15 protein-coding genes and 1 pseudogene are annotated in these 17,262 nt (G+C 52.9%); 10 read left to right on the forward strand and 6 right to left on the reverse strand.

Features of this window, described 5'->3' with window-relative positions; translation table 11 throughout:
- Positions 1-57 precede the first annotated feature (57 nt).
- The 3 genes from QNN88_RS10775 to QNN88_RS10785 form a co-directional block, all read right to left on the reverse strand.
- A complete protein-coding gene (locus QNN88_RS10775) occupies positions 58-2,505 on the reverse strand; it encodes a molybdopterin guanine dinucleotide-containing S/N-oxide reductase (protein WP_414240210.1) in 2,448 nt (815 codons plus the stop codon).
- Between the two features lie 27 nt (positions 2,506-2,532).
- Positions 2,533-3,633 (reverse strand): NapC/NirT family cytochrome c, encoded by a 1,101-nt coding sequence (locus QNN88_RS10780; RefSeq protein ID WP_414240211.1) that lies wholly within the window; start codon positions 3,631-3,633, stop codon positions 2,533-2,535.
- Positions 3,634-4,105: 472 nt separating this feature from the next.
- Positions 4,106-4,558, reverse strand: a complete 453-nt coding sequence (locus QNN88_RS10785) for a YhcH/YjgK/YiaL family protein (RefSeq protein ID WP_414240212.1) — start codon at positions 4,556-4,558, stop codon at positions 4,106-4,108.
- A 677-nt stretch (positions 4,559-5,235) separates the two neighbouring features.
- Between QNN88_RS10785 and arcA the strand changes: the two genes are divergently transcribed.
- The 10 genes and pseudogenes from arcA (at position 5,236) to ridA (ending at position 14,023) form a co-directional block, all read left to right on the forward strand.
- Complete coding sequence (gene arcA / locus QNN88_RS10790; protein WP_414240213.1) at positions 5,236-6,456, forward strand: arginine deiminase; 1,221 nt, start codon at positions 5,236-5,238, stop codon at positions 6,454-6,456.
- Positions 6,457-6,466: 10 nt separating this feature from the next.
- Positions 6,467-7,399: a carbamate kinase gene (arcC, locus tag QNN88_RS10795; protein ID WP_414240214.1), complete on the forward strand. Its 933-nt coding sequence runs from the start codon at positions 6,467-6,469 to the stop codon at positions 7,397-7,399.
- Positions 7,400-7,510: 111 nt separating this feature from the next.
- The gene (argF, locus tag QNN88_RS10800; RefSeq protein WP_414240215.1) at positions 7,511-8,527 is read left to right on the forward strand and encodes an ornithine carbamoyltransferase; all 1,017 of its coding nucleotides are present in this window, start codon (positions 7,511-7,513) and stop codon (positions 8,525-8,527) included.
- Positions 8,528-8,592: 65 nt separating this feature from the next.
- Positions 8,593-9,672, forward strand: coding sequence for an alanine/ornithine racemase family PLP-dependent enzyme (locus QNN88_RS10805; protein WP_414240216.1), 1,080 nt, complete (start codon positions 8,593-8,595; stop codon positions 9,670-9,672).
- Between the two features lie 33 nt (positions 9,673-9,705).
- Positions 9,706-11,181: an arginine-ornithine antiporter gene (gene arcD / locus QNN88_RS10810; protein WP_414240217.1), complete on the forward strand. Its 1,476-nt coding sequence runs from the start codon at positions 9,706-9,708 to the stop codon at positions 11,179-11,181.
- Between the two features lie 251 nt (positions 11,182-11,432).
- On the forward strand, positions 11,433-11,912 hold the full coding sequence (locus tag QNN88_RS10815; RefSeq protein WP_414240239.1) for an arginine repressor: 480 nt from the start codon (positions 11,433-11,435) through the stop codon (positions 11,910-11,912).
- Between the two features lie 98 nt (positions 11,913-12,010).
- Positions 12,011-12,146: pseudogene (pyrL, locus tag QNN88_RS10820) on the forward strand (pyr operon leader peptide).
- 2 nt (positions 12,147-12,148) lie between these two features.
- On the forward strand, positions 12,149-13,084 hold the full coding sequence (gene pyrB / locus QNN88_RS10825) for an aspartate carbamoyltransferase (RefSeq protein ID WP_414240218.1): 936 nt from the start codon (positions 12,149-12,151) through the stop codon (positions 13,082-13,084).
- A gap of 14 nt (positions 13,085-13,098) precedes the next feature.
- Positions 13,099-13,560 (forward strand): aspartate carbamoyltransferase regulatory subunit, encoded by a 462-nt coding sequence (gene pyrI / locus QNN88_RS10830; RefSeq protein WP_414240219.1) that lies wholly within the window; start codon positions 13,099-13,101, stop codon positions 13,558-13,560.
- A gap of 76 nt (positions 13,561-13,636) precedes the next feature.
- On the forward strand, positions 13,637-14,023 hold the full coding sequence (gene ridA, locus QNN88_RS10835; RefSeq protein WP_042999238.1) for a 2-iminobutanoate/2-iminopropanoate deaminase: 387 nt from the start codon (positions 13,637-13,639) through the stop codon (positions 14,021-14,023).
- A gap of 51 nt (positions 14,024-14,074) precedes the next feature.
- On the opposite strand, the gene QNN88_RS10840 is transcribed toward ridA, so the two are convergent.
- From QNN88_RS10840 to QNN88_RS10850, 3 genes are all read right to left on the reverse strand, one after another.
- Positions 14,075-15,361, reverse strand: coding sequence for a TRAP transporter large permease (locus QNN88_RS10840; protein ID WP_042999236.1), 1,287 nt, complete (start codon positions 15,359-15,361; stop codon positions 14,075-14,077).
- A gap of 30 nt (positions 15,362-15,391) precedes the next feature.
- Positions 15,392-15,901 carry a TRAP transporter small permease gene (locus QNN88_RS10845; protein WP_414240220.1) on the reverse strand — a complete coding sequence of 170 codons (510 nt, stop codon included), beginning with the start codon at positions 15,899-15,901 and terminating at the stop codon, positions 15,392-15,394.
- Positions 15,902-15,962: 61 nt separating this feature from the next.
- Positions 15,963-16,940, reverse strand: coding sequence for a TRAP transporter substrate-binding protein (locus QNN88_RS10850; protein WP_414240221.1), 978 nt, complete (start codon positions 16,938-16,940; stop codon positions 15,963-15,965).
- Positions 16,941-17,262 lie beyond the last annotated feature (322 nt).

Raw genomic sequence — 17,262 nt, forward strand, 5'->3', positions numbered from 1 at the left:
GTTTATCACCCGTCTGAGGCGAAAATCACCGTTTTCGCCCAGTATTACAGCCGTGAATTATGCACCCATTGGCGGCGTAAACGCGGTAAGTTCCAGCTCCGGTCCGGTATATTTCTCCGCCATCACCAGCGCAGTGTTGCCCGCGCAGCCATTCGCCAGACGCGAGGTCGGGATGTCTTTAGTAAGCACGTTAGCCCCACCGTTTTTACAGATCCCGGTACCTGCGTAATCCAGATCTGGCCATGCGCCTTCATGGATACACACCACACCCTGCTTGATGCCATCGGTAACTTTCGCGCCGGTCAACACCTGACCACGCGCGTTCCAGACACGCACCAAATCGCCGTCGGCAATGCCACGTTTTTTCGCATCTTCTGGATGGATGTATAACGGCTCACGGTTGGCCACCGCATACTGTTTGCGCAGCGACGCATAGTTAAGCTGACTGTGTAAACGGTGCGCCGGGTGCGCGGTCAGCAGCTGCAGTTCATCCTCTTTAGCGTTGCCCGCCCATTCGTCTGGTTCCAGCCAGGTCGGATGCGCCGGGCAATCCTTATAGTTGAAGCCTTCGATGGTTTTCGAGTAAATCTCGATTTTACCGCTTGGCGTACCCAGCGGGTTCATCACCGGGTCCTTGCGGAAATCGGCATAGCGTACGAAAACTTCTTCTTTCGGGTTCTTACGCATTTCGATCAGCTTGTTCGCCTCCCAGAAGGCAGTGAACTGCGGCATATTGACGCGCTGCTGGCGCGCGCCTTTCTGCGCCACGTCATAGAACTCGCGCAGCCAGTCCATTTCGCTCTTGCCTTCGGTGTAAACGGCTTTACCGCCGGGTTTCAGCAGCTCAGCCATATCCGCGAATACGTCAAAATCATTGCGGGCTTCGAATTGCGGTGGGATGGCTTGTTTCATCGGCACCAGATGCTGGTTGCTGTAGTCGCCGGTCATGGTCAGGTCGTTACGTTCAAACGATGTAGTGATCGGCAGAACAATATCCGCGTGCTTGGCGGCAGCCGTCCAGTAGCACTCGGAGATCACCACCAGTTCCGGTTTTTGCCAGGCTTTTACCAGGCGGTTGGTATCCTGATGATGCGTGAAGTTGCCACCGCCAGCCCACCAGATCATTCGCAGATCGGGGAAGGTTTGTTCCTTACCGTTATGTTGATATTTGCCGCCGGGGTTTTCCAGGGCTTCAACAATACGCGCAACCGGGAACGCTTCAACCGCATCGGAGGTTGCCCAGTCGTTGCCAGCAGATGAGCCGCCTGCGATTGTCGCTGAAATGGCTGACAGCACACCGCCACTGCGGGTTGGGTTGCCGCCGTTAGAGTAATGATAAGAGAAACCAAAACCGCCGCCCTCGGTACCAATCTGGCCGAGCATCGCCGCCAGGGTAACCAGCATCCAGTGGCGCTGTTCACCATACTGCTGACGCTGAATACCCCAGCCCGCCATCAGCATGGTTTTATTCTTGGCAAAGATTTCCGCCAGAATTTCCATTTGCTTCGCCGGAACGCCGCAAATCTTCTCGGCCCAGGCCGGATTTTTCGGCGTGTTGTCGTTTTTACCCGTCAGATACGCTTCGAATTCGCCATAGCCAGTGGTGTATTTATCGAGGAAGGCTTTGTCATGCAGTCCTTTTTCTACCAGCGCCGACGCAATACCTAACATCAGCGCCACGTCGGTGCCCATATTCGGCGCAATCCACTGTGCTTTATCACCGAAGAAATCGATAGTTTCTGAGCGTTGCGGATCGATGGCAATAACAGTTTTGCCGGACGCTTTCAGTTTATTGAAGTACTCAAGGCCTTGCTCATCAGTACTGGTCCAGGCAATTTTCAGGGTGTTCAGTGGGTTAAGCCCCCACAGGACCACCACCTGGCTATGTTCGAGGATCAGCGGCCATGCCGTTTGCTGTTCGTAAACTTCTACCGAACCGACGACGTGCGGCATGATCACCTGCGCCGCGCCAGTGGAGTAGTCGCCGGTATGCCCGGTATAGCCGCCCGCCATACTCATGTAGCGCTGAAGCAGCGTCTGCGCTTTGTGCAGCACACCACTGGAGCGCCAGCCATAGGATCCCGCAAATATGGAAGAGGGGCCATGCTCGGCACGGATACGGGCGTGCTGCTCGTGGATAAGCTTCAGGGCGTCTTCCCATGACACTTTGACGAATTCGTCTTTACCACGGTTGCCGTCCGGTTTGCCCGGCGCATTAAGGAAGCCTTTACGCACCATCGGAGATTGAATACGACACGGGGTATGCGCCTGATCGGGCGCGGTAGTTTGCAGATCGTTGGGAATCGTTTTCGCCAGCGCACCGCGCGACGACACAATTTTGCCGTCTTTAACATCGATGTACATCGCACCCCAACGTCCTGCCGTCAGAATGGCGTTACCCGGCGCGTCTGCGGCCCACGCTGGCATAGGGATTGCCGAGGTAATCATCATCGCGCCAGCGGAACCGCCAGCATACTTAATAAAGTTACGTCGTGTAAGGTTCATAGGTTTTCCTTTAATCGTAATTGTTAGTTATTCCTTAGAGGTAAAATCTTTGGCGTGATACTGGAACCAGCGAGTCAGGATGTCTAAATCCTCAGCGCTAATATCCGTTCTCGCGCCCATCCCTTTTGCTACGGAAGGCCAGGCATTTAAGGTGTAATGTTCGGAGGAAATCGGCGCATGACATCCGGAACAATACGTTTTGTCGAGAGTTTTGGCGTAATCCCAGATCACGTCGGGTTTACTCAGTGCGGGTTCAGCCAGAGGTGCGCGTAGAGATACATTGCGCCATGCGTTTCCGTAAGGATCCTTTTCCCAGTCGCTGGAGATTTTAAGCGCTTTTTGACCTTCGTCGGTAAGTGTGGCAAGGACCAAACGCTGACCCGCCGCGAAGTAAATCACCTGTTCAGCGCCCTGCATTTGACTACCGATAATCTCCACTTCTCGCGCATCGCCGGAATGCCCCACCACGTTCAGTTTGGTGGCCGGATAAACCGTGCCCAGGTTACCCAGTGCGGCAGGCGCGACGGGGTACACTTCCTTCGCATCAACCGGCGTCTGGCGTGCGTTTTCCATCAACGCATCATGTGCTTTGGTGTCAATCGTGATTTCAGGCGGGAAGTGCGCGATACCTTTATGGCAATCAATACAGGTTTGTTTTTCTTTGATACCCAGCGCATGCATTTTCTGCGCATCGGCACTCTGCTTTTGTAAATCCATGGCGTCAAACTGGTGGCACGAGCGGCAGGTTGCCGAGTCGTTGGCTTTCATCTGCTCCCAGACGGTCTCCGCCATCCCGAGGCGATGCGCCTCATATTTTTCCGGCGTATCAATTTTGCCGGTGGCAAACTCATGCCAGATATCCTTACTGGCCCGAACTTTGGTTACCAGGTAATCCATACCTGATTGCGGAATGTGGCAATCACTGCACTCCGCACGGATACCTTTTTGGTTCATAAAGTGCGCAGACCCCTGGTACTCTTCATAGGGTGCTTGCATTGTGTGGCAGGAGAGACAAAACGAGGTCTCTGACGTTTTATGCATCATCCATACAGATGACAGCGCGAGTGTTCCCCCCAGCAGAATACCCACGAATACAAGACCCGCTATCCACTTCCATTTTTTATTCATACCTTGCCCTGAAATTAATTCAAAAGTTAATATTTAATTTTGTGTAATGTATTTTGCTGGATGATTTTTCAACAAGAATTGATGTAACACAAAAGTGTTATTAACCAGAAAGAGTTAAACGTGCTTTTGATCGAGTTTTTGAAAGTTTACAGGGAAGGTTACTGCTAACTGTATGTTGTGACTGAAGTTATGCCGATATCGATATAAAATTAAATATACAACGATTAACTAAAACCAGGCCACCGTTATATATTTAAATATATAAGTAAATAATGTGATCGCGGTACACTCTTAATCGCTGAAATAAACTGTCTTTTACCGTTCGGTTCACTCCTTAATGAATATAAATGCAGTTTGCTATTTTTTCCGCTCGCACAGGCGCAAGGTTCGATACGGACGAATGCAGAGTAAATCATAAAAAGGACAGCCGCTCCGATTCAGGGAGCGACTGCGCAAATTCTGCCTTTTCTGTTTAAGCCACCAGCAGTTTTACCACCGCTTTGCGCACCGGTGCAGGCGTGCCGACGGCGCACAGCGGCTTGTGCACTTCTTGCGGATAAAAGACGACAAAGTCACCTTCATTCAGGATCAGCGTTTTCTCCTGCTCACCCTCCGCTAAAAAGGCGATGTCTTTATCAGCCAGCCAGTCGGTATCCGGTTTACCAGCAGGCAGAACGCTGAAGGTCATCCCTTCCTGCCCTTTCAGCACGATCTGAATATCCAGATAGCGCGCGTGATACTCCGCCCGGCGCTTCTCGAACGGCTCGGTCATATCTTCAGAAATCAGATAGAACAGACGACTACCATCGATCTCGTGTTTCCCCTTCTCCGTCGTTTCCGTGACGTTTGCCTTAATGTACTCAATCGCCTGGCGAAGTTCTTCAGGAAGCCAGGATTGCAGATGGTGAATATTTCCAACGATCATCTCACACCCCTTATTCAAAACAGCGTTTCAATTTTGTTTGTTATACGGAAAAAAACCCGATCGTGCCATCGCTATCTTGCAAAGTTTTGCGTCAGCGCATGTTTATCGCTGAAGTTGTTGATTGTCTGTTAACGCTAAACAGCGATCTATGCATCTTTAATGCATAAAATGTAAACACGGATAACAAGTAACGACATCAACTTATTGTTATAGAAAGATTTTCAAGAAAAACCATTAGTCGATCACAATTCATTTTCACTGCTTAATTAATGATAATCGCCATACTTATTGCTCAATTTACTTTATAGCCCAAATAATATAATTCACAATACGCATATCTATGCATTAAATTATTATTACTTCATAAAAATCATGGTGTTACATTTATTTTATTTTGTACCCTAACCAACAAATAATTAACACCACAGAATAATCTGACGTATAACTGCGTAGTGATTCAGGTAAAGACTTTTTATTTTTGTTATTTCTCAGACCTCTGTCATATATTAATTAAGAAAAAACAAATAACCAAACGGATGTGAAATCCATCACATTCCTGCCCCCTAAATAATTCAATGATGCCTCTCGAAAAATATAGGAACAGTTATGACTGCGAGCATTTTCATTATTCGCAGCCACCCCCTTTTTATTCCTGAAATAGAGTGAAAGGTATCGTAATGGAAAAACATTATGTCGGTTCTGAAATCGGCCAACTACGCAGTGTGATGTTGCATCGCCCTAATCTCAGCCTGAAACGCCTCACGCCGTCTAACTGCCAGGAGCTGCTGTTTGATGACGTACTGTCCGTCGAACGCGCAGGTGAAGAGCATGATATTTTCGCCAACACGTTACGCGAGCAGGGTATCGAAGTTCTGTTACTGACTGATTTACTGACACAAACGCTGGATATCGCGGATGCCAAAAGCTGGCTACTGGAAACGCAAATCTCGGATTACCGACTTGGCCCGACTTTCGCCACCGACATCCGCGCCTGGCTGGCTGATATGCCGCACCGGGAACTGGCCCGTCATTTAAGCGGTGGACTCACCTACGGTGAAATTCCCGCCTCAATTAAAAATATGGTGGTGGATACCCACGATATTAATGACTTTATTATGAAGCCATTGCCAAACCATTTATTTACTCGCGACACCTCCTGCTGGATATATAACGGCGTCTCTATTAACCCAATGGCTAAACCGGCTCGCCAGCGTGAAACCAATAATCTACGGGCCATCTATCGCTGGCATCCGCAATTTGCCGACGGCGATTTTATTAAATATTTCGGCGACGAGAATATCAATTACGACCATGCAACCTTAGAAGGCGGCGATGTGCTGGTGATCGGGCGCGGTGCGGTGCTGATCGGCATGTCTGAACGCACGACGCCGCAGGGAATCGAGTTTCTTGCCCGGTCGTTGTTTAAACATCATCAGGCCGAACGGGTGATCGCCGTTGAACTCCCCAAACATCGTTCCTGTATGCACCTCGACACCGTCATGACCCACATCGATATCGACACCTTCTCCGTCTACCCGGAAGTGGTGCGTCAGGACGTGCAGTGCTGGACCCTGACGCCAGACGGTCGCGGTGGCCTGAAGCGTACCGAAGAACGCACGCTGGTTAACGCCATTGAGAAAGCGCTCGGTATTGATCAGGTGCGCTTAATCACCACCGGCGGCGACGCCTTTGAAGCCGAACGTGAACAGTGGAACGACGCTAACAACGTCCTGACGCTGCGCCCCGGCGTCGTCGTGGGCTACGAGCGCAACATCTGGACCAACGAGAAATACGACAAAGCCGGCATCACCGTGCTGCCGATCCCGGGTGACGAACTGGGGCGCGGGCGCGGCGGCGCGCGCTGCATGAGTTGCCCACTGGAACGCGATGGCATTTAAGGAACCCACCATGCAAAACAAACCGACTCTGGTTGTTGCCCTCGGCGGCAATGCGTTGCTCAAGCGCGGCGAACCGCTGGAAGCCGATATCCAGCGCAAAAATATCATCCTTGCAGCAAAAACCATCGCCCAACTCACCGGGCAGTGGCGGGTGGTACTGGTACACGGAAACGGCCCGCAGGTGGGGTTGCTGGCATTGCAGAACAGCGCTTATGACCGCGTTACGCCCTATCCGCTGGATATTCTCGGCGCGGAAAGTCAGGGGATGATCGGCTACATGCTGCAACAGGCGCTGAAGAATCAACTGCCGCAGCGGGAAATCAGCGTCCTGCTCACGCAGGTGGAAGTGGACCCTGACGATCCGGCCTTTCACAACCCGACCAAGTATATCGGTCCGGTTTATGACCCTGCCCAGGCCGAGGCGTTACAGGCCGAAAAAGGTTGGGTCTTCAAAGCGGACGGCAAAGCGTTCCGCCGCGTGGTGCCCTCACCACAGCCGAAACGCATTGTTGAAAGCGACGCCATCCAGGCGCTCATCGCCCGCGATCATCTGGTCATCTGTAACGGCGGCGGCGGCGTGCCGGTTGTCGAGAAAGCCGACGGTTACCACGGCCTCGAAGCGGTGATCGACAAAGACCTTTCCGCCGCGCTACTCGCCAGCCAGATCCACGCCGATGCGCTGCTGATCCTGACCGATGCCGACGCGGTGTACCTCGACTGGGGCAAACCGACCCAGCGTCCCCTGGCGCAGGTGACGCCGGAACTGTTGAGCGAAATGCAGTTTGACGCCGGCTCGATGGGGCCAAAAGTCAGCGCCTGCGCCGATTTTGTCAGCCGCTGCCACGGTATTGCGGGCATCGGTTCGCTGGCCGATGGCCCGGCCATTCTCGCCGGAGACAAAGGCACCCTGATTCGGCGAGAAGCCGCTGATGTTATCGCTTAAGGCTTTTTTGCCGGATGACGGCGTCGCCTTATCCGGCCTACACCGATTCACCTCCGTAGGCCTGATAAGCGCAGCGTCATCAGGCAGTTCATTTTAACAAGGACACTATGAATGGCTATTTCACTGAAAAACCGCAATTTCCTCAAGCTTCTCGATTTCAGCCCGGCGGAGATCCAGTACCTGATCGATCTCGCCATTGAACTCAAGGCGGCGAAAAAAGCAGGGCGCGAAAAGCAAACGCTTATCGGGAAAAACATTGCGCTGATATTCGAAAAAACCTCTACCCGCACCCGCTGTGCCTTTGAAGTTGGGGCATTCGACCAGGGCGCGCAGGTCACTTACCTCGGCCCCAGCGGCTCGCAGATTGGGCATAAAGAGTCGATGAAAGATACCGCCCGCGTACTGGGCCGGATGTACGACGGCATCGAATACCGCGGGTTCGGTCAGCAGATCGTCGAGGAACTGGGGCAATACGCGGGAGTACCGGTGTGGAACGGTCTGACCGACGAATTCCATCCCACGCAGATCCTCGCGGATCTGATGACCATGCTGGAGCACGCACCGGGGAAAACGCTTCCCGAACTGAGCTTCGCCTACCTTGGCGACGCGCGCAACAACATGGGGAATTCGCTGATGGTGGGTGCCGCGAAGATGGGCATGGATATTCGCCTCGTCGCGCCAAAATCCTTCTGGCCGGATGAAGCGCTGGTTGCGCAATGTCGCGACATCGCCAGCACCACCGGGGCGCGCATCACGCTGACGGACGATGTGGAAGAAGGCGTCTACGACGTCGATTTCCTCTACACCGACGTCTGGGTCTCAATGGGTGAACCGAAAGAGGCCTGGGCTGAGCGCGTCAGCCTGATGACCCCGTACCAGATCAACCAGAAGGTCATCAACGCCACCGGTAACCCCGACGTCAAGTTCATGCACTGTCTGCCCGCCTTCCATAACGAACACACCAAAGTGGGACGTGAAATCGAAGCCGCCTACGGCCTGAAAGGGCTGGAAGTGACGGAAGAGGTTTTCGAATCCGCACACTCCATCGTGTTCGACGAAGCGGAAAACCGCATGCACACCATCAAAGCAGTGATGGTGGCGACGCTCGGCGACACATCCGCACGGTAGCGACTGGACCGAACGCACCGGGCGCGGGTGCCTTCCTGACCCGCGCCCACGTAAGGAGACCCATTATGCGAAACCAGGATTTTCCATGCCTTTTCGTTAATCTTTCGGTCATTCGTGACAACACACGGAGGCTGATCGCGCTGTGCCGCGAGCATGGCGTAGAGCCTGTCGGCGTCAATAAGCTGAGCTGTGAAGCCGCGAATGTCGCCAGAGCCATGATTGATGCGGGCATCAGCACGATTGCGGATTCCCGCATCCAGAATCTCAAAAAAATCGCCGACCTGCCCGTCGATAAACTGCTGCTGCGCCTGCCGCAGATAAGCCTTGCACATGACATCGTGGCCTATGCGGATATCTCGCTGAACTCCGAAGAACATACGTTGCAGGCACTCTCTGCGGCAGCCATGGCGCAGAACAAAACGCACCGGGTGATTCTGATGCATGACCTGGGCGATCTGCGCGAAGGCTGCCTGGATCCACAGGAGACGCGTCGCCTCGCGCGCCTGGTGCACAAAGAACTGCCGGGGCTGACGCTGGAAGGACTTGGCGCCAATCTCGCCTGCTACGGCGGGGTGGAACCCACCACCGAAAACCAACAGGCTCTGGTCGATCTCGCCCATCAGATCGAAGACGAGCTGGGTATTACACTGCGCACGATTTCCGGCGCCAGTTCCGCCGCGCTGTTCCTGCTGATCAACGGTGGTTTACCGACGGGCGTCAACCAGTTACGGCTCGGCGCATCTCTCATTATGGGATTTGGCCTGAATGACGAGCCAATCCCCGAGACCCGCCAGGATGCAATCAAGCTCGGCGTGGAGATCATCGAGCTGAAAGACAAACCTTCGGTTCCACATCACTCCACGGCGCTGGATGCCATGGGAAGGAAGCCGGTATTCGAAGATCTTGGCGTACACCACCGGGCGCTGGCCGCGCTCGGCGAACAGGACGTCTCCTTCTCCCAGCTCCGGCCATTTGATCCCGGCGTCAAAGTGCTCGGCGCCAGTTCCGATCACCTGATCCTCGATGTCACCCACTCCGCATCGGGATATCAGGTGGGCGACATCGTCTATTTCTCCCTGGGATACAGCGGCGTCTTGCAGTGCATGACTTCCGAATACGTCGGCAAGCAATACAGCTACTTCTAAAAATCACTCTCTGTCAGATTGAGGACTCTCTTCATGACTGCTCTTGATACCAGCAAACCGGCTGCGGATGCTACGGCCTCCCTGTCCGACGGTAAGCTCAAACTTCCCGCGCTAACGGCGCTCGTGGTCAGTGCGCTGATTGCCGCCGGGGTATTTTCTCTCCCCCAGAACATGGCGGCTAAAGCGGGTGCCGGCGCGATCCTGATCGGCTGGGGAATTACTTTTATTGGCATGTTAACCCTCGCCTTTGTCTTCCAGACGCTGGCGCACCGCAAAAGTGAAGTGGAAGGCGGTGTGTATGGCTACGCCCGCGCCGGCTTTGGCGAGTACATCGGTTTTAACTCCGCGTGGGGTTACTGGATCTCGGCGTGGATCGGCAACGTGTCGTACTACGTGGTGATCTGTTCCGCCCTCGGCTCCTTCAGCGCGCTCGGTTTCTTTGGCGATGGCACCACCCTTTCTGCGCTGATTGTGGGTTCAATTCTGCTCTGGAGCCTGCATTTCCTGATCTGTCGCGGCGTGCAGGGCGCAGCCTTGCTCAATTTGATCGGCACGGTCGCGAAAGTGGTTCCTCTGATCATGTTTGTCGTGCTGGTCAGCGTCGCCTTTCAGGTTCGCACCTTTAAGATTGAATTCTGGGGCAATGAACAGCTTGGCTCCGTCATGGATCAAGTGAAAAACATCATGCTGGTCACCACCTGGGTTTTCATCGGTATTGAAGGCGCTGCGATGTATTCGGGCCGGGCGATGAAAAAATCAGACGTGGGGAAAGCCACTATGATTGGATTTTTCATCTCAATCCTGCTGTTTGTAGCCGTGTCGGTTCTGTCGCTTGGCGTTCTGTCACAGCCAGAACTCGCACAGTTGAAGAACCCTTCTACCGCAGGCGTACTGGCTGCTGCGGTCGGGCCGTGGGGCGCGGCACTGATGAATATCGGTCTTATCGTTTCCGTCGGCGCCGCGCTGCTGGCCTGGACGTTATTGTCTGCGGAAACGGCGTACATGGCCGGTAAAGACGGCACGATGCCCAAATTCCTGGGCAAGGAAAACGCCAACCAGGCACCGGTCAATGCGCTGCTGCTGACCAATGGTCTGACCCAACTGTTCCTGATCATCGCCCATTTCCAACAGGCGGGGTATCTTGCGCTGCTGCTGCTTGCCACCTCCATGATCCTGATCCCCTATTTTCTCAGCGGTCTGTATGCCCTGAAAGTGGCGTGGCAGAAGGACGGTTATAACCGTGATGAACAACGTTCCGTCACCCGCGACATCATTATCGGCGCGCTGGCCACGCTCTATGGCGCCTGGCTGGTCTATGCCGCCGGGATGGAATATCTGTTGCTGTCGATGATTCTTTACGCCCTCGGTATCATTTTCTATGTCTGGGCACGAAAGGAGAAAAATGGAAGACTTTTCAATCCAATAGAGATCGTTCTGGCTATTATGGTGGTGGCCGCAGGGATCTACGCGGTCTATCTGTTGGCGACCGGCGTGCTCACGCTCAGTTGAAGCACGTCCATACAGGGAAGACGAAACGGCAAAACTCCGCCTTCCCTTAGACGACTAAGTGGAATATTTTCTCATGCAGATGCCATCCGTCAGGATGCTGAAGCGCACTCCAGTCAAATTTCAATAAGCCGATCAAAGACATCCCGGTTGAAATGGAGAACGTTTGCTTAGTGGGTCATCAATTAAAAATAGAAACATTGGGCAGACCTATTGGTTGTTATCTTCGGCTGATTACACTGGACTAACTGATGATGAAACTTTACCAACCCGCTTCAGAAAAAGAAGAACTACAGCTCTCTGTTTGTCAGCGCCTGATTGGCGAGAAAAGTTACCTCTCACAGGAGGAGATCCGCCGCGATCTGCAAAACTACGGCTTTGAAACCATCAGCCAGTCGACGGTTTCCCGCCTGCTCAAAATTCTTGGCGTTATAAAAATTAGAAATACGAAAGGGCAAAAAATTTATTCCGTCAATCCGCAATTGCGTCCAGCCCCCGATGCCGCCCGTTCCATTTCTGAAATGGTGGTGAGCGTGGAGCATAACAGCGAATTTATCCTTATCCATACAGCGGCCGGATATGGTCGCGCCGTCGCCCGGATCCTCGATTATCATGCTCTGCCGGAAATCCTGGGCGTGGTTGCGGGTAGCAGTATTGTCTGGGTTGCTCCGCGGGTGGTTCAGCGTACCGCCCTGGTCCACAAGCAGATTAATTATTTACTTAAAATGAATTGATATTCATTAAAACCGTTTGCGTTGAATAAAAACGGCATTTTTTGCTTGATCCACAAACGGAGCTGAGTATAATCGCGGACAATTTGCCGGGAGGAAGTATGGTCCAGTGTGTACGACATTCTGTCTTACCGCGTCTGAAAGCAGACGCTGGCCTGCCGTTTTTCTTTCCGTTGATCACCTATTCCCAGCCCCTCAAATGAGGGGCTTTTTTTTTGCCCAGGCGTCAGGAGATAAACATGGCTAACCCGCTATATCAAAAACACATCATTTCCATAAACGACCTCAGTCGCGACGACCTCAATCTGGTGCTGGCGACAGCGGCGAAATTAAAAGCTAACCCTCAGCCGGAACTGCTCAAACACAAGGTGATTGCCAGTTGCTTCTTTGAAGCCTCGACCCGTACCCGCCTGTCGTTTGAAACCTCTATGCACCGCCTGGGCGCCAGCGTGGTCGGCTTTTCCGACAGCGCCAATACGTCGCTGGGTAAAAAAGGCGAGACGCTGGCAGATACCATCTCTGTAATCAGCACCTACGTTGACGCGATCGTGATGCGCCACCCGCAGGAAGGCGCGGCGCGTCTGGCGACCGAATTCTCCGGTAAGGTGCCGGTACTGAACGCCGGCGACGGTTCGAATCAGCATCCGACCCAGACGCTGCTGGATCTGTTCACCATTCAGGAAACGCAAGGGCGTCTGAACAACCTGCATGTGGCGATGGTCGGCGACCTGAAATATGGCCGTACCGTCCACTCCCTGACCCAGGCGCTGGCGAAGTTTGATGGCAACCGCTTCTACTTCATCGCCCCGGATGCGCTGGCGATGCCGCAGTACATTCTCGATATGCTCGACGAAAAAGGCATTGCCTGGAGCCTGCACGCCTCAATCGAGGAAGTGATGGCGGAGGTGGACATTCTGTACATGACCCGCGTGCAGAAAGAGCGTCTGGATCCTTCAGAATACGCCAACGTGAAGGCCCAGTTTGTTCTGCGCGCCAGCGACCTGACGGGGGCGCGGGAAAACATGAAGGTACTGCATCCGCTGCCACGTATAGATGAAATCGCCACGGACGTGGATAAAACGCCTCACGCCTGGTACTTCCAGCAGGCAGGCAACGGGATTTTCGCGCGCCAGGCGTTACTGGCATTGGTTCTGACTAGCGATTTGGCACTGTAAGGGGAGATAACGAGATGACACACGATAATAAACTGCAGGTTGAAGCGATCAAATGCGGCACCGTAATCGACCATATTCCCGCCCAGATCGGCTTTAAATTGCTGACCCTGTTCAAGCTGACTGAAACCGACCAGCGCATCACCATCGGCCTTAATCTGCCTTCCGGTGAAATGGGACGTAAGGACCTGATTAAAATCGAGAATACCTTCCTGACCGCCGAGCAGGTGAACCAGTTGTCACTGTATGCGCCACAGGCTACCGTTAACCGTATCGACAACTACGACGTGGTGGGTAAATCACGCCCAAGCCTGCCGGACCGCATCGACAGCGTGCTGGTCTGCCCAAACAGCAACTGCATCAGCCACGCTGAGCCGGTTTCTTCCAGTTTCGCAGTGAAAAAACGCGTGGATGACATCGCACTTAAATGCAAATACTGCGAAAAAGAGTTTTCTCATTATGTGGTGCTGGCCAACTAATTGCGGTTGGTTAAAAATTCGTGGCTCCCTATAATGCCAGAGAAATTTCATTAACCGCTGTACTTCAGGAGAAATCATGAGCAAAACTATCGCGACGGAAAATGCACCCGCAGCAATCGGTCCATATGTTCAGGGCGTAGATCTGGGCAGCATGATCATCACTTCCGGCCAGATTCCGGTAGACCCGAAAACCGGCAGCGTATCGGACGACGTCTCCGCGCAGGCGCGTCAGTCGCTGGAAAACGTGAAAGCCATCGTTGAAGCCGCAGGCCTGAAAGTAGGCGACATCGTGAAAACGACCGTCTTTGTCAAAGATCTGAACGATTTCGCCACCGTCAACGCCACCTACGAAGCGTTCTTCACTGAGCATAACGCCACCTTCCCGGCACGTTCCTGTGTGGAAGTGGCGCGTCTGCCAAAAGACGTGAAGATTGAGATCGAAGCGATCGCCGTTCGTCGCTAAACAATAAAAAATCCGGGCATACCAGCCCGGATTTTCGTCACTGCACCATCATCACATCACGCCAAAGAATTTCGGCAGGAACAGCGAAATCGCCGGAATATACGTCACCAGCAAGAGCACCAGGAATAGCACCGCATAAAACGGTAGCATCGCCTTCACCACCTGCTCAATCTTCTGCTTGCTCACCGCACTGGCAACAAACAGCACTGAGCCCACCGGCGGCGTGATCAGGCCAATCCCCAGGTTCACCAGCATAATCATCCCGAAATGGACCGGATCAATACCGAGCGCGTTAGTGACCGGCAGCAGCACAGGGGTCAGGATCAGGATCAGCGGCGCCATGTCCATCAGCGTACCGATCAGCAGCAGCATGATATTAATGCACATCAGGATGACATACTTATTATCCGAGATGCTGGTAAACGCTTCGGTAATGCGCATCGGCAGCTGCATATAGGTCATGATGGCGCCAAACGCTGCCGCGAAACCGATCAGGATCATCACGATGGTCACGGTCTTCACAGTGCGATACATCAGCTTCGGCAGTTCAGACCACTTATAGTCGCGGTAGATAAACATGGTGACAAAGAACGCCCACAGGCAGGCGATCGCCGCCGATTCCGTCGCGGTAAAAATACCAGAAAGGATCCCCCCCATAATGATGACGACCGTCATCAGCCCCCACAGCGTATCGAGAAAGATCTTCAGCGCCTGTCGGAACGGCACACGCTCCCCTTTCGGGTAGCCGCGCTTATGGGCAAAGCCCACGCACATCACCATCAGGGTAAAACTCAGCAATAGCCCGGGCAGGATCCCGGCAATAAACAGCGCGGCAATCGACACCGTACCGCCCGTCGCCAGCGAGTAAATTACCGAGTTATGGCTTGGCGGCGTCAGGATTGCCTGCACGGAACCGCTGGCGGTGACCGCGGCGGCAAAGTCGCGCGGATATCCCTTCTTATCCATTTCGGGGATCATCACCGAACCGATCGATGCGGTGTCCGCCACTGACGATCCTGAGATCGCGCCGAAGAAGGTCGATGCCACAATGTTCACCAGCGACAGGCCGCCGCGAATGAAGCCAACGAAGATATAGGCGAAGTTCACTAATCGCCGCGCAATCCCCCCTTCCGCCATAATGGCGCCAGCCAGAATGAAGAACGGGATCGCCAACAGTGAGAATTTGTTCACACCATTGGTCAACTGGATCATCACCGCTTCCAGCGGGATGTCGATATACCACGCCCCGACGATCGCGCTGATCCCCACCGCGTACGCCACCGGCACCCCTATCGCCAGCATGATGCCAAGCGTAAAAACGAGAATAAATGCATCCATCTGCTTTCCCCTATGAAGTCGGTTCGGTCATCAACTGGTTGAACCCAGCATGACCACGGGACGTTGATACTGGTTGCCACGACAAATCTTTTCGATGATGAAAAGCAGCGTGATCGCCGAACCGACAGGTAGCGGAAGATAGTTTTCCCCGGCAGTTAAAATTGGGAATTCTGCTACGGGTTGTTGCCACAACTCATAACAGAGCGTCGAACCGTACCAAAGAATAAAAATACTGATCGCCAGCAGCATCAGATCGGCGACGATAAAGCAGATCCGGCGCCCCACTTCGCCAAGACGATCGGTCACCATACTGACCGCAATATGCGACCCCGCGCGATAGCTGACCGCCGCACCAATAAAGGTGAACGTCACCATACACAATATGGCGACCGGCTCAGGCCATGACAGCGCGCTGTTCATCACGTAGCGCGCGAATATCCCCACGGGAATAACCGCCACCATTACCAATAAAGCCAGCCCGGCAATCCACATTGAAATTCGATACAGCACATCCATTACCGATGAATAACATTCACCCATAATCATCACCTCGAACGAATAACCGATTCAGGCAGGTGACCTCCGTCACCCGCCTGATGAATTACTTCACATCCTGAATTCGCTTGATCAAATCCTGGTGGTCTTTACCGTATTGATCCCGGACGGGCTGTGTGGCTTTATAGAAATATTCCGTATCGATGTCATGGAAATTCACCCCATTCGCTTTCATCGTTTCCAGTGATTTCGCATTATAGGCTTCCCAGAGTTGACGCTGCTCCATTTGTGCTTCTTTCGCCAGTTTAATAATTAATTCCTGATCTTCTTTTTTCAGCTTGTCCCACTTAGCTTTTGAAAACAGGAACAGTTCAGGAATAATGAAATGCTTACTCCAGGTGTAATTTTTGGCGACCGGCAGATAGTTATGCGCAACAAAGGTCGGTGGGTTATTTTCCGTGCCATCAATCACCCCGGTCTGCATCCCGCTGAACACTTCACTGGTGCCCATTGCAATCGCATTCGCCCCCATCGCTTTTAAGGTATCGAGCGATACCGGGCTGGTCTGAACACGGATTTTCATCCCTTTCAGGTCTTCCGGTTTCACCACCGGATCCTTGGTAATCAGGTTGCGCGTCCCGGCATCCATCCAGCCGAGAAACACCAGTCGGGACTGACTGTTGGCGGTGAGCCTGTCACCAATTTCCTGACCAATCGCCCCGTCCAGTACCTTGTGCAGGTGATCTTCATCGCGGAAGATATAGGGCAGCGTAAAAACGTTAATCTCTGGCAATATGGCAGCAACCGGAGACATCGACACGCGGATAATATCGATCGCACCCAGTTGCGCCTGCTCAATCATCTGCTTTTCATCACCCAGTACACCGCCAGGGAAGGTTTTAATATCCAGACGCCCGTCGGTCGCAGCGCTGAGTTTTTCGCCCATATGTTTTACGGCAACCACGTTCGGATAATCCGCCGGATGAACATCTGCCGCACGCAGCGTTTGCGCAGACGCCACCTGAGCTGCCAGTACTAAGGCAGAACCCATGCACAGATTTAACAAGGTTTTGGTCAGTTTCATTTTTCCATCTCCAGAGGTTTATAATTCTCATTAATACAAACGACTTGCAGGATAGAGGGCCGCCTTAATTAAAAGGGACAGTAAGGAATGACATTGCCCAGGCAGACGCGTCGGTGTAACAAAGTATTACGATGATTATGTTCATAAAATGATGAAGGATGGAATTTTTTTTAGCACGCTGTTTCATTTTTGCAATGAAGGTCGTTTTCCTGGAAAAAAGATGTTCTGAAGTGGGCTGAAATTGTGATCGACCACACCTCTTTCGTTTTTCAAAAAAAATAAAACACGAAGGGGGGAAGAATATATTTTTGCGCGATGAAAA

Origin of the sequence: Citrobacter sp. ANG330, from assembly GCF_047467925.1 — a bacterium.
Lineage (GTDB): Bacteria > Pseudomonadota > Gammaproteobacteria > Enterobacterales > Enterobacteriaceae > Citrobacter_A > Citrobacter_A amalonaticus_G.

Bases quoted from the DNA above. Each gene is read 5' to 3' on its own strand.
- QNN88_RS10775 (WP_414240210.1), bottom strand. From the start codon at position 2,505: ATGAACCTTACACGACGTAACTTTATTAAGTATGCTGGCGGTTCCGCT.
- QNN88_RS10845 (WP_414240220.1), bottom strand. From the start codon at position 15,901: ATGGGTGAATGTTATTCATCGGTAATGGATGTGCTGTATCGAATTTCA.
- ridA (WP_042999238.1), top strand. From the start codon at position 13,637: ATGAGCAAAACTATCGCGACGGAAAATGCACCCGCAGCAATCGGTCCA.
- pyrB (WP_414240218.1), top strand. From the start codon at position 12,149: ATGGCTAACCCGCTATATCAAAAACACATCATTTCCATAAACGACCTC.
- pyrI (WP_414240219.1), top strand. From the start codon at position 13,099: ATGACACACGATAATAAACTGCAGGTTGAAGCGATCAAATGCGGCACC.
- arcC (WP_414240214.1), top strand. From the start codon at position 6,467: ATGCAAAACAAACCGACTCTGGTTGTTGCCCTCGGCGGCAATGCGTTG.
- QNN88_RS10840 (WP_042999236.1), bottom strand. From the start codon at position 15,361: ATGGATGCATTTATTCTCGTTTTTACGCTTGGCATCATGCTGGCGATA.
- QNN88_RS10805 (WP_414240216.1), top strand. From the start codon at position 8,593: ATGCGAAACCAGGATTTTCCATGCCTTTTCGTTAATCTTTCGGTCATT.
- QNN88_RS10850 (WP_414240221.1), bottom strand. From the start codon at position 16,940: ATGAAACTGACCAAAACCTTGTTAAATCTGTGCATGGGTTCTGCCTTA.
- arcD (WP_414240217.1), top strand. From the start codon at position 9,706: ATGACTGCTCTTGATACCAGCAAACCGGCTGCGGATGCTACGGCCTCC.
- QNN88_RS10815 (WP_414240239.1), top strand. From the start codon at position 11,433: ATGAAACTTTACCAACCCGCTTCAGAAAAAGAAGAACTACAGCTCTCT.
- QNN88_RS10780 (WP_414240211.1), bottom strand. From the start codon at position 3,633: ATGAATAAAAAATGGAAGTGGATAGCGGGTCTTGTATTCGTGGGTATT.
- argF (WP_414240215.1), top strand. From the start codon at position 7,511: ATGGCTATTTCACTGAAAAACCGCAATTTCCTCAAGCTTCTCGATTTC.
- arcA (WP_414240213.1), top strand. From the start codon at position 5,236: ATGGAAAAACATTATGTCGGTTCTGAAATCGGCCAACTACGCAGTGTG.
- QNN88_RS10785 (WP_414240212.1), bottom strand. From the start codon at position 4,558: ATGATCGTTGGAAATATTCACCATCTGCAATCCTGGCTTCCTGAAGAA.